The organism is Bifidobacterium aquikefiri, assembly GCF_002259795.1.
Lineage (GTDB): Bacteria > Actinomycetota > Actinomycetes > Actinomycetales > Bifidobacteriaceae > Bombiscardovia > Bombiscardovia aquikefiri.
The window spans coordinates 90,661-103,175 of the sequence record NZ_MWXA01000004.1 but is presented as its reverse complement, the minus strand read 5'-3'; the positions used below and the strand labels follow the sequence as shown (position 1 = coordinate 103,175).

General features: G+C 52.6%; 9 protein-coding genes. All 9 read left to right on the top strand.

Annotated elements, in window-relative coordinates:
- Positions 1–27: 27 nt before the first annotated feature.
- Positions 28–681 carry an AbrB family transcriptional regulator gene (locus tag BAQU_RS03620; protein WP_094692849.1) on the top strand — a complete coding sequence of 218 codons (654 nt, stop codon included), beginning with the start codon at positions 28–30 and terminating at the stop codon, positions 679–681.
- Positions 682–778: 97 nt separating this feature from the next.
- Positions 779–2,950, top strand: coding sequence for a 4-alpha-glucanotransferase (gene malQ, locus BAQU_RS03615; RefSeq protein WP_094692848.1), 2,172 nt, complete (start codon positions 779–781; stop codon positions 2,948–2,950).
- Positions 2,951–3,151: 201 nt separating this feature from the next.
- Positions 3,152–3,601, top strand: a complete 450-nt coding sequence (gene rplM / locus BAQU_RS03610) for a 50S ribosomal protein L13 (RefSeq protein WP_094692846.1) — start codon at positions 3,152–3,154, stop codon at positions 3,599–3,601.
- Between the two features lie 20 nt (positions 3,602–3,621).
- Positions 3,622–4,113: a 30S ribosomal protein S9 gene (gene rpsI / locus BAQU_RS03605; protein ID WP_094692844.1), complete on the top strand. Its 492-nt coding sequence runs from the start codon at positions 3,622–3,624 to the stop codon at positions 4,111–4,113.
- A 594-nt stretch (positions 4,114–4,707) separates the two neighbouring features.
- Positions 4,708–4,863 carry a hypothetical protein gene (locus BAQU_RS10410; protein ID WP_158215632.1) on the top strand — a complete coding sequence of 52 codons (156 nt, stop codon included), beginning with the start codon at positions 4,708–4,710 and terminating at the stop codon, positions 4,861–4,863.
- A gap of 376 nt (positions 4,864–5,239) precedes the next feature.
- The gene (gene adhE / locus BAQU_RS03600; RefSeq protein ID WP_415447766.1) at positions 5,240–7,909 is read left to right on the top strand and encodes a bifunctional acetaldehyde-CoA/alcohol dehydrogenase; all 2,670 of its coding nucleotides are present in this window, start codon (positions 5,240–5,242) and stop codon (positions 7,907–7,909) included.
- Positions 7,910–8,169: 260 nt separating this feature from the next.
- Positions 8,170–9,456 carry a lipoate--protein ligase family protein gene (locus BAQU_RS03595; protein ID WP_211277105.1) on the top strand — a complete coding sequence of 429 codons (1,287 nt, stop codon included), beginning with the start codon at positions 8,170–8,172 and terminating at the stop codon, positions 9,454–9,456.
- 83 nt (positions 9,457–9,539) lie between these two features.
- Positions 9,540–10,259, top strand: a complete 720-nt coding sequence (locus BAQU_RS03590; RefSeq protein WP_094692960.1) for a Crp/Fnr family transcriptional regulator — start codon at positions 9,540–9,542, stop codon at positions 10,257–10,259.
- Positions 10,260–10,327: 68 nt separating this feature from the next.
- Complete coding sequence (locus BAQU_RS03585; protein ID WP_211277104.1) at positions 10,328–12,490, top strand: transglycosylase domain-containing protein; 2,163 nt, start codon at positions 10,328–10,330, stop codon at positions 12,488–12,490.
- The last annotated feature ends 25 nt before the right edge of the window (positions 12,491–12,515 follow it).

Below are 12,515 nucleotides of genomic sequence, written 5' to 3'. Positions count from 1 at the left end.
TCAGGCGCTCTCATTAAGCTGGCTAGCATGACGGACGAAGAACCACAGCAGAACGACAATATTGGAGAGACTCTCAATGTTTCATATGAGCGTCTGCGTCATTCGACCGATACAGCCGAACTGAGCGAAGTGGCTCGTGCGCCGCTCCCTGACAGTACCGATCAGGCAGCATTCTCGCGTTCTACGGCACTCCTGGAGGCTGTCGCCGGCAATTCCCACACTCCTGTTGAGGATCGAGTGTTTCTTGCCGAGAAGATGCCGTTCCCAAATGTTCTGGTCAAACTTTCTGGCGATGCAGAGCCGAGTGTTCGTGCAGGAGTCGCTGGAAATGTCTCAGATAAGAACTGGCTCGTTGGCAGACTTGCCAAGGATGACGATGCACAGGTCCGTGCCGCTGCCCTGCAGAATCCTCAGGCCTCTTGGCGCATTCGTCTCGAAGGAGCGCAGACCGAAGGTACCGATGCCCCGACCCTCGCCTACCTTGCAAGTCTGGGTACGGTGAACGAGCAAGACGCGCCAGTGATTCTAGCCACAATGGTGCGTCAGGCCGTGGCGCTCAATTCACGAACGGATCTGGAAACCTTGCAGACTCTCGCCAAGGATTCCCAGCCTGATGTGATGCACGCAGCCCAGCACGCATTGCAGCAGAGATCACAGGATCCAGATCAGGTTCAACAGTGATCTCACGTATGTCCAGCGACAGGTGAAATCTATATAAATCCACAAAATTTACAACCTATGGTGATGACTGTAAGAATATCGTTTTAGACTGGTTGTCATGGTGCACAATACAGAGAGCGATTCACGGCTGGCTCGCCCCTTGATTCGGTTGGCAAATAGTCTTGGCATTTCCACTTCATACATCGGTCAGACTCATGATTATCATGAAGCTTCTGATGACGTTCTCATATCGATCATTCAATCGATGGGCTACGATGCCTCGAACGATGAGAAGATTCGAGAATCGCTGCGTCGCATACGCGCACAGGAATATTCTCGTCTGATTCCACCCACAATCCTGCACATCCAGGGTGCAGAAAGCGTCGTGCAAGTCAACACCACCTTGTTGGAATCACCGACTGGCACCATAACCTTGGAAGATGGCCGCGTCTTCACCGGTTCACTTCGCGTCAATGCAGGAGATGGATCTGCTGCTGTCCCATTTCAGGGTTCGTTCATAACCAAGACATCCATCATTCTCCCGGTTGACATACCGGTTGGCTACCACACGCTCACGGTGAATGCGGGAAGGCGTAGCACGCAGGCAACATTGATTTGCGCTCCAAAGCGAATTACAATCGACAGGGATCTCGAACTCACCAGACCGTGGGGGTGGATGGCACAGTTGTATTCCATCCGTTCGAGCGAGTCATGGGGCATTGGTGATTATGAAGACCTGGCCCAACTTCTGCAAAACGCAAAGCGCAAGACCGGTGCGGATTTCATGATGATCAATCCGCTTCATGCCTCTGAACCCGTGGCACCTCTAACTCCTTCACCATATCTGCCCTCTTCGCGCAACTTTCTGAATTTCACATACATTCGCCCTGAATCCATCGAGGAATATAATCTGCTTGGTCAGGAGTCAAGAGGCAAAATCAAACAACTGCACGATTCCGTTCGTTCGCTCAATTCGAATACGGAACGACTGGACCGAGACGCCATGTGGCGGGCCAAAATGCCTGCATTATGGACGATTTTCAAGGCAGGACGCAGCTTTGAACGTCAACAGCAGTTCGATGCCTTCAGAACCGAGCGAGATCCGGCACTGACTGCCTATGCAACGTGGTGCCTCGCATACGATAAATGGGGTGAACCAACCCACGACGGTTCTTCTTGGATTCAGGCATTCAGCGTTGATTCTCCCGAAGTGAGCAATCTATGTTCGAAGTATCCAGACACTCTGAGCTTCTATGAATGGCTTGAATGGATTGCCGACGAACAATACGGCGATGCGCAGAGCAGCGCCCGCAGCGCCGGCATGCGCATCGGAATCATGGCCGATCTGGCCGTTGGAGTCCATGCGTTGGGTTCGGATGTGTGGGGAAGCCCTGAACGATACGCACGCGGGACAACGGTCGGCGCGCCCCCCGATTACTTCAATCAGCAAGGACAGAACTGGAGTCAGCCCCCGTTTGAGCCTCACAACCTTGCGCAGACAGGCTATAGGGCTTATAGGGATATGCTTCACCATATGTTCGCTCATGCAGGTGCACTGCGTATCGATCACGTTCTTGGACTGTTCAGACTCTGGTGGATTCCCTCAGGCAGAGGGGCGAGAGACGGCGCATACGTTCAATACGATGCCGGTGTCATGCTAGGTATTCTGGCAATCGAAGCCCAGCGCGCCAATGGTGTGGTCGTTGGCGAGGATCTCGGTATCGTTCCCGATTATGTGAGAGAATCATTGAAGTCTCATGGCATTCTGGGCTGTGTGGTGGAATGGTTCGAGCAGCGAGATGGAGCATTCATCAAACCTGAGGATTGGACGCCGGATGCGATCGCATCGGTCAATACCCATGACATGCCTCCAGCATCGGGGTATCTGCAGTTCGAACAGGTGTCGTTGCGAAACTCATTGCATCTCCTCAACGAACCTCTCGATCAGGTCATGGCAGCGGCACGAATCGAACAACGCGCCTTGATGAATGAGCTCGTTGATGGAGGATGGATCGATCGTGAGTGGCTTGCCGATATTCCTCAGCACGAGCAGGAAATCGTTGAAGGTCAATACAAGGCCTTGTGCGCGTCACCATGCAAGCTCTTGGCTGTTTCCATAGCGGATGGAGTGGGTGAAGGCAGAACGCAGAATCAGCCCGGAACCAACAATGAATATCCCAACTGGCGCATTCCTCTGGCAGATGCGAATGGCGATGGAGTTCCAGCTGAGGAGCTCTTCATTCATCAGCGCCTGCAGTCCTTGACACATATCATGCATCGGTATTGCTGACGGCATCGGTATTTTGCGGTTTGACGTTGTCGAGTCCAGCGGTATACTAGAGGATTGTTGTGTTTCCCTACGGGGTCCTCGAAGCGCTTTTCCCACTCGCCGTATAGGACTTTCAGGGAGCCCACGGATAAAGAGGTTTGTCTGCATGCCTTTGTGACAGTCAGATGAGCCCGGAACACAATGCAAGGAAAAGGTTGAACTGTGAAGACTTTCACGCCTAAACCAGCTGATTTAACTCATGACTGGTATATCGTCGATGCAACCGACGTGGTGCTTGGCCGTCTGGCCACCCAGGTCGCGACTTTGCTACGCGGCAAGAACAAGCCCACATTTGCACCACACGCGGATTCAGGCAATCACGTTATCGTGATCAACGCCGCCAAGGTTGCAATCACGGGAAACAAGCTCTCCAAGGAGCTCTACACGCACTCCGGTCGTCCAGGCGGACTTCGTGCTGATACATACGCCGAACTGCTTGAGAAGAACCCCGATCGTATTATTCGCGAGGCAGTCAAGGGAATGCTTCCCAAGAACAAGCTCGCGAAGACACAGATGGATCGTCTGCGCATCTTCGCCGGTGCAGAGCATCCTCACACCCCTCAGAAACCACAAACCTTTGAGATCTCACAGGTCTCACAGCAGGCCAAGTAGGACCAAAGGAGATTATCAACATGGCTGAAAATACCAATGATTCCGCGGTCCTTGAGACTGAGGAAGAACTCACTTCATACACGTCCGAAACAAACGCCGGTGCTGGCACCGGTGCTTCGGCAATCGCTCCAGGATATGGCACCGGTCGTCGCAAGGAAGCTGTCGCACGCGTTCGTCTGGTTCCTGGGACGGGCGAATGGACTGTTAACGGACGCAAGCTCGATGAATACTTCCCAAGCCGTTTGCAGCAGCGAGAGGTGAATTCACCAATCGTCCTGCTTAAGCTTGAAGGCAAGTTCGACGTGCAGGTGCTCGTTGATGGTGGCGGCACCACCGGCCAGGCTGGAGCAATCCGCCTCGGTGTTGCCCGTGCACTGAACTCGATTGATACCGATGCAAATCGCGCAGCTTTGAAGAAGGCTGGATTCCTGACTCGCGATGCTCGTGCAGTCGAGCGCAAGAAGGCAGGTCTGCACAAGGCCCGTCGTGCACCTCAGTTCTCAAAGCGTTAAGCTTTCGGTTGTATGTATTTCCTCAAGTCCTTCGGGACTTGAGGATTTTTTGTATTTCCGTTCGCTCGATTCCGGCAATGGCGCATCAAGAGCTGGCTATAGGCACAGATGTGTGTGGGGGCACAGAGGTGTGTGGGAAATCGTTTCCTAGTTCTTGTGGGAGTGGGTGTTGCTTCTGTTTGATAATTTTTACGCTGGTATAACGGCACGGCACAAAGTATGTGTGAAACATGCCGTGAGGCGTTCTCCAGGCTGGGGTTTGTGCTGGTTGATAATCCTGTTTGACCTGGGATGCATGAAAGCAACCTGTGTCCGTATTGCGGCACCATCATGCATCGCAACAGAACCACGAGAGCAGGAACGACCCGATGTCGATGCCCGCCATCCCAACCATCCCCATCTCTCTTGTCACCCCGAGCGAATCCACCTGCCTTGTCATCTCGAGCGAGCGGAGCGAGTCGAGAGATCTCACCCTTGCAAGCATCAACAGCCAAGATCCCTCGACTCGCTCCGCTCACTCGGGATGACGATGGTACATACAGCTTTGACAAGTTCATACCACCGACTCGCCCCGCTCACTCGGAATGACAGCCCTTGGGCTATCAGCAGGTCGGCTATCTGATCGGCCCGCTCCGCTCACTCGGAATGACGGGAGAGGAGCAGGGCATCTACTGGAACGAATTACACGCCAGTACACCAGCAAAGACCAAAAACCCACACTTCTATGCCTATAACCCCCAAGAGCTGTGAGAAAGCGCTTGCATATCATGATATTGAAATGAACACAGATTCTCCCAAAAACTAACAAGAACTTTCCAAAAATATTTCCGCATTCGTACACAACACGCTCAGCTTCTTATATTCACGTACAAAATTGCCAGCGTCCCATAGCTACGCTACATTGTGATGCAGGTCACAATTGAGTGGCAATCGAAGGTGTGTCTGGCCACGAATCAGAGCAATTCGATGTACGAAATAACCTATGTAATACAACAGAACTTGACGAATATTGAAGATTTGCAACACATCCATGGGAGGAACTGTGGGAGCTGTGAAAAAGAATGCAGAAACAGAAAAGGTTTCCATCGAAAACACGACGAATCGCGAAACCGAGGGAACGAAGGTAATTCCTCAGCAACCGCAACAGAGCTCTGCGGCGGCAGAAGTAGACGCACTGGTGCAAAGAGGCTTGGTAGCACTGAAGGAATTCGAGGACTTTGACCAGATCACGGTTAATCGCATTGTGGCAAAGGCCTCCATCGCTGCCTTGAACAAGCATCTCGTGCTTGCAAAGATGGCAGTGGACGAAACTGGACGCGGACTCGTTGAGGACAAGGCAACCAAGAACATCTTCGCCTGTGAGCATGTCACCAATTATCTGGCCAAGCAGCGTACCGTCGGCGTCATCAACGATGACGAGATCGGAGGCATCGTCGAAATTGCCGAACCTGTCGGTGTGGTGGCTGGTGTGACTCCTGTGACGAATCCCACCTCGACGACCATCTTCAAGTCACTGATTGCGCTCAAGACTCGTTGTCCCATTGTCTTTGGATTCCACCCATTCGCTCAGAAATGCTCGGTAGAAGCTGCCAAAATTGTTCGCGATGCTGCAATCGAGGCAGGAGCCCCCGAAAACTGCATTCAGTGGATTGAGCATCCCTCAATCGAAGCCACAGGCGAATTGATGAAGCATCCCGGCATTGCAACCATTCTCGCAACCGGCGGTCCTGGAATGGTCAAGGCTGCCTATTCTTCGGGCAAACCAGCTCTGGGTGTCGGTGCGGGCAACGCACCTGCATACGTCGATGCCGATGTTGACGTCGAGCGCGCCGCCAATGATCTCATCCTTTCCAAGCATTTTGACTATGGCATGATCTGTGCAACGGAGCAGGCAATCATTGCACACGCGGATGTCTATGACCGCTTGGTTGCTGAACTCAAGCGACGCAAGGCATACTTCGTGAATGCCGATGAGAAGGCAAAGCTCGAACAGTATATGTTTGGCGTCACTGCATATGCTGGCGAAGGCGCTCCGAAGCCGAAACTCAACAGTGTCGTTCCTGGCAAATCTCCACAGTTCATTGCAAAGGCGGCTGGATTCACCATTCCAGAGGATGCAACCATTCTTGCTGCCGAATGCAAGGAGGTCGGTGCAATGGAGCCTCTGACCATGGAGAAGCTCGGACCGGTGCAGGCAGTGCTGAAGTTCGAAAACAAGGAGCAGGGCTTCGAAATGTGCGAAGCGATGCTTAAGCGTGGTGCTGGCCATACGGCAGCAATTCATACCAATAATGAAGCGCTTGTCCGAGAATACGGCTCCCGCATGCATGCATGCCGCATCATCTGGAATCAGCCAAGCTCCTTGGGTGGCATCGGTGATATCTACAACGCCATCGCACCATCGCTGACTCTCGGCTGCGGTTCCTATGGCGGCAATTCGGTATCCGGCAATGTTCAGGCCGTGAACCTTATCAACGTCAAGCGCATCGCTCGAAGGAACAATAACATGCAGTGGTTCAAGATACCGTCACGCACATATTTCGAGCCGAACGCCATTCAATATCTTCGCGATATGTTCGGCATCAAGAAGGCTGTCATCGTATGTGACAAGGTGATGGAACAGCTCGGCATCGTAGACAAGGTCATCGATCAGCTTCGTGCCCGCCAGGAGCTGGTGACCTTCCGTATCATCGACTACGTCGAGCCGGAGCCAAGCGTTGAAACGGTTGAACGTGGTGCCAAGATGATGCGTGAGGAATTTGAACCTGACACCATCATTGCAGTCGGTGGCGGAAGTCCGATGGATGCTGCCAAGATCATGTGGCTGCTGTATGAACACCCAGAAATTTCGTTCTCCGACGTTCGTGAAAAGTTCTTCGACATCAGAAAGCGCGCCTTCAAGATTCCACCGCTTGGCAAGAAGGCACGTCTTGTCTGCATTCCAACCTCTTCGGGAACGGGTTCGGAAGTCACGCCATTCGCTGTCATCACCGATCACAAGACCGGATATAAATACCCCATTACCGACTATGCGCTCACTCCAACGGTGGCCATCGTTGATCCTGTTCTGGCAAGAACACAGCCACGTCGCCTCGCGTGCGATGCAGGCTTCGATGCGCTGACACATAGCATCGAGTCATATGTGTCGGTATATGCCAACGACTTCACTGATGGCATGTCACTGCACGCAGCAAAGCTTGTCTGGGATAATCTCGCTGCGTCGGTGAACGAAGAGGATCCAGAGGTAAAGAAGGTCGCTCAAGAGAAAATGCACAATGCCGCTACGATGGCAGGCATGGCATTCGGCTCTGCCTTCCTGGGCATGTGTCACGCCATGGCCCATACGATTGGCGCACTCTGCCATATTGCCCACGGTCGCACCAACTCGATTCTTCTGCCTTATGTGGTGCGCTATAACGCAGCAGTCCCAGATGAGCCGACGAGCTGGCCAAAGTACAACAAGTACATCGCACCGCAGCGTTATCAGGACATTGCCAAGAACCTTGGTCTCAAGGCCGATACGCCTGAGCAGGGTGTTGAAAGCCTTGCCAGCGCTCTTGAGGATTACCGTGACAATAAGCTCGGTATGGATTCATCATTCCAGGCTGCAGGCGTTGACGAGGATTACTTCTGGAGCGTGCTCGATCATATCGGCATGCGTGCCTATGAGGATCAATGTGCACCTGCAAATCCGCGTATTCCTCAGATTGAAGATATGAAAGATATCGCAATCGCCGCTTACTACGGCATTTCGCAGCAGGAAGCGCACGAAAAGCGTCAGGCAAGGGGAGTCTGAGCAATCATTTGCGGTCATGAGCCCTGGATTTGGGTTCATGACCGCATTTTTTATGGCTTGGTTGGCGATATTTACGAGTTTTGTGGCAATGCTCAGATATAACTGTTGATTTCTGTTGATTTTTCAACGTGCCTTCAACGATTTTCGGACCTTGTACAGCAAAATTGCCACAAAACTCGAAATCTTATTCGCAACGGGCCTGTTTTCCGGATGCTTGGAATGAAAGGTATAGTTGTTGTGGAAAGTGAAGGGCGCAGAACATGTCAACGACTCGTGGTGAATGCAAACTGGTTGGCGGCAAGCTTGTTGGAGTTACCTTGACTATTGCCAATATGCAGATTGAGAGCAGCCGACTCGATGGTGATTTCTTCATTTCAACCAATGACGACGACATTGTGCTCATCAAGGCCATCGAACAGTGCATTGACGGGCTCACGCTTCCTCTCGACACTGCAATCCTCGTACACACGATTGCGCAAGTGATTGGTGCTCACTCTGAAGCTCAATTGGTTGGTGCACACGCTCAGAGCATTGCAAGTGCGGTTCTCAGAGCGGCGAGAGACAACGCGGATGACATTGACACGCACAGTTCTGACATTGACATACGCATTGGCACAGGCACGAAGCCTTCAGCAGCACAACATTTCGAGCATGACATATGTACGCCATGCTCAGCGAATCCCAGAGATTGCCAGCAGTTCACGATACAAGCCGAATCCCAGCTCTCATCCTCGGGCAAATATGCGCCTGTGCTTTCATTGCGATGGGAATCCTTGAACCCGCTGGTCATCCACGATGTTCCGAGAAGTCCTGCAGCGCAGATGGCTCTTGACGAGATCTTGGCAGAAAAGGTCGCAGATGGAACATTGCCTGCGATGCTGCGTGTCTGGGAATGGCAGTCTTCAGCCGTTATCATCGGCCGATTTCAGTCCTTGCATAACGAAGTCAATCTTGAGGAGGCCAAGCGCGAGGGGATCACGGTCGTTCGCAGGGTCACCGGCGGCGGCGCAATGTTCGTTGAGCCGAATAACACCATCACATACTCGCTGTATGCACCGCTCAGCTTCGTTGAGGGCATGGATGTTGCACAGTCGTATCGACTCTGCGATGAATGGCTTGTTGCCGCACTCAGGGAACTGGGCATGAATGTAGGTTTCTCTTCAATGAATGATCTGGCGTCTGAACAGGGAAAGATTGGGGGAGCCGCACAGCGTCGATTCGCTGGCAAAGGTGGTGGTCCAGGCGCGGTGCTCCATCATGTCACGCTTGCCTACGATATCGATGCAGGGAAAATGGGGAGAGTTCTTCGTGTCTCCAAGGAAAAGCTCTCGGATAAAGCGGTGAAATCCGTTGCAAAGCGAGTGGATCCGATGCGTTCCCAGACGGGAATGTCGAGAAATGCAATCATCGATCATCTGCTTGCATTCCTTGTGGAGCATCTCAGTCAGGCACAGACAGCGACGGTTCCGCATGCGGTGGCCAATCAGGCGCATGAGCTTGCAACGCAGAGCTTTTCCAAGGATGCGTGGCTCCAATGCATCGTCTGAATACAGGGTTACAATCAACTGAGCAAGTTGCACAGTCAATGTCGATTGGTGCAAGGTCGATCAGTGCTTCAAGAAAGGAAGGCATGAGCGTTCGCAAGCCAAATGAACTGCCCAAGCGTGGCAATACCCTCCTGCAGACTGCTCTCTTCAAACAGGTTTCGCCGGAAGAGGCAGACCAGTTGATTCCTTATCTTGATTCACGGATACTCGACAAGGGCGACTTCGTGTTCCGCGAAGGCGACGAGGATCAGCGTATGTATCTGTTGGATTATGGCCGTGTGAAGCTGACTCGCAGATCCGCAGACAGCCGTGTGCAGCTGCTGAGCATCCATGGCAGGGGAGAGGTACTTGGAGAGATTCCAGTATTCGATCCCAAGGGCGGTCCACGAACCGCATCGGCGGTTGTCATGACGAATCATACGCACGTCGTATCCTTGGAACACCGGGCACTGTTTGATTGGCTGGATGAACATCCACGTGTCGCCGTAGACATGCTGCAGGTACTCGCCAATCGCATGCGTCGAAACAACGAGCATATTTCCGATCTGGTATTCATGGATGTTCCTGCACGGTTGGCCAAGACTTTGATTTCGCTCGGCCAACGTTTCGGAGAGCCGATGGAGGCCGGCCTCATGGTGCCTCACGACCTGACGCAAGAAGAGATGGCACAGCTCGTAGGAGCTTCCAGAGAAACGGTGAACAAGGCTTTGATGGACTTTGCAAATCGTGGTTGGATCTCCCGCAAGGGCCGTTCCATCATTATTTTCGAACCAGGAATGCTAATTCGTCGCTCGCGCAGGTAATGTGGAAGTTACAAATAAACCACACATCCTGAGTTCCTTATTCAGGGTCTAGCTTTAGAATGAACAGCATGCCGAAGAAGAAGTCAATAACCGTACGTCGTTTTTTTACGCTATTACTGGCTTACGCAATGTTTTGCGTAACTGGGGGAGTGGTAGCCTCCGGATTTTTGCTACCCGCGGTGTTTGGTGCGAACACTGCAGTGAAGGCGCTGATTCCTAGCCTGCAAACCGAGGGCATCAATTTCGACGTCACCGATCTTCCCCAGAAGTCGACCATTTATGCTTCCGCTGGCAAGACCGTGATCGCGCAGTATTATACGCAGAACAGAATCGTAGTGCCGCTGAATCAAGTATCCGATTATATGCAAAAGGCTGTGGTCGCCCGAGAGGATCGCCGCTTCTTCGAGCATGCCGGTGTTGATGTGCAGGGCGTGATGCGTGCATTCGTTCAGACCTACATCAAGAAGGGCGATACGCAGGGTGGCTCGTCATTGACGCAGCAGTATGTCAAGAACGTACTGATGAGCCAGGCAGAGGAAGACAATGACCCCATTGCCGTATATCACGCCTCTGAAGAGACGGTTGCTCGAAAGCTTCGAGAGATGCTTGTCGCGGTGCAGATGGAAAAGAAGTATACGAAGGCCGAGATTCTGCAGGGGTATCTGAACATCGCACAGTTTGGCAACGGCATCTACGGTGTCGAGACCGCTGCTCAGCGGTTTTTCAACAAATCGGCAAAGGATCTCAACATCGTAGAGGCAGCAACCATTGCGGCCATTACCAAGAATCCTGCAAAATATGATCCTACCGAGAATCTGAAGGAATCAGAGACTCAGCGCAACATTGTGCTCGATCTGATGTATCAGCAAGGCTATATCACCAAGAAGGAATGCAATGACGCCAAGGCAATTCCCGTCAAGGACACGCTTCATGTGCAGAATGTGAACGCTGGATGCCAGGCTGCCGGCGACGCTGCCTTCTTCTGCGAATACGCAACCAAGCAGATTTTGAACTCCAAGGAGTTTGGCAAGACCGAGGAAGCCCGCGAAAAGCTCCTTGAACAGGGCGGTCTGAAGATCTACACCACGATGGATGTGAATGCGAACAGCTCTGCCATGAATGCCGCACGCGCGACGATTCCAGTGGATGATCCGACAGGCTTCGAGGTCGCCATTGCTGCCATTCGACCCGGAACCGGCGAGGTGCTGGGATTCGGCATCAACCGTACCTATGATGCTTCGCAAAGTTCAGGCGGTGGAACCAAGACCGCCTTGAACTATGCCGTTGACCAGGTTGATGGCGGTGGATGGGGATTCCAGGTCGGTTCGACATGGAAGCCCATCAACCTTGCGGCCTGGATGCGGGCGGGCAAGTCCATCAATCAGTCTCTCAGCACCTATACAAGCTATCCATTGAACTCATTCCCCGGATACAACTACACGGGAACGGGCTCATGGCCAGTGCAGAATTCCGGAGGTGGCACCACGTCTCCTGAAACACCTTTGGAAGGCTTGGTCAAGTCCCACAACACAACCCAGGCGTCCATGGCACAGATCATCGGCATCAATTCGATAGCTGACACGGCAAAGCTCATGGGTTACCACAACTCTCCAACAGGGCAGACGGATGTCTATTCATCCAACTCGTACAACCCTCCTATGGTGATTGGAAGCGTTCAGGCATCGCCTTTGACGATGGCCAACGTATATGCCACGATTGCCGCAAACGGTGTGGAGTGCACGCCCATTGCCCTGAAGAAAGTCTTGAACAAGGATGGGGACAGTCTCAAGGTGCCTAGCGCTAACTGCCATCAGGCAATCTCTTCTGGTATTGCTCAGACCGTTGCCTATGCGCTGAACCAAGGTGTTGTGCAGTCGGGTGGCGAGGCAGCGACAACGCAGCTTGACAATAGTCGTAAGACTTTCGCAAAGACTGGAACCAATGAGTCAACGTATATGTTGACCGGTGGATTCGTTCCTCAGGTTGCAGCATACGTTGCGGTAGGCAACGCCGAGAGCATCCAGTCTTTCAACAACAAGACCATAAACGGTGTCTATCACAGTACTTGGTATGGTATGTATATCGCAACGCCGGCGTGGAAGGCCTTCATGAATTCGTACCTTGCCGCAGCAAAGATTCCTATAGACAACAATTATGGAACCCCGGACGCTGCATACACAGGCACGACTGCAGCTGCAACAACGAGCTCGACCACTTCAAGCGACAACTGAAGCGGAAATAACCGTACCGTGGTGA

Bases quoted from the DNA above. Each gene is read 5' to 3' on its own strand.
- BAQU_RS03620 (WP_094692849.1), top strand. From the start codon at position 28: ATGACGGACGAAGAACCACAGCAGAACGACAATATTGGAGAGACTCTC.
- malQ (WP_094692848.1), top strand. From the start codon at position 779: ATGGTGCACAATACAGAGAGCGATTCACGGCTGGCTCGCCCCTTGATT.
- rpsI (WP_094692844.1), top strand. From the start codon at position 3,622: ATGGCTGAAAATACCAATGATTCCGCGGTCCTTGAGACTGAGGAAGAA.
- BAQU_RS03595 (WP_211277105.1), top strand. From the start codon at position 8,170: ATGTCAACGACTCGTGGTGAATGCAAACTGGTTGGCGGCAAGCTTGTT.
- BAQU_RS03590 (WP_094692960.1), top strand. From the start codon at position 9,540: ATGAGCGTTCGCAAGCCAAATGAACTGCCCAAGCGTGGCAATACCCTC.
- BAQU_RS03585 (WP_211277104.1), top strand. From the start codon at position 10,328: ATGCCGAAGAAGAAGTCAATAACCGTACGTCGTTTTTTTACGCTATTA.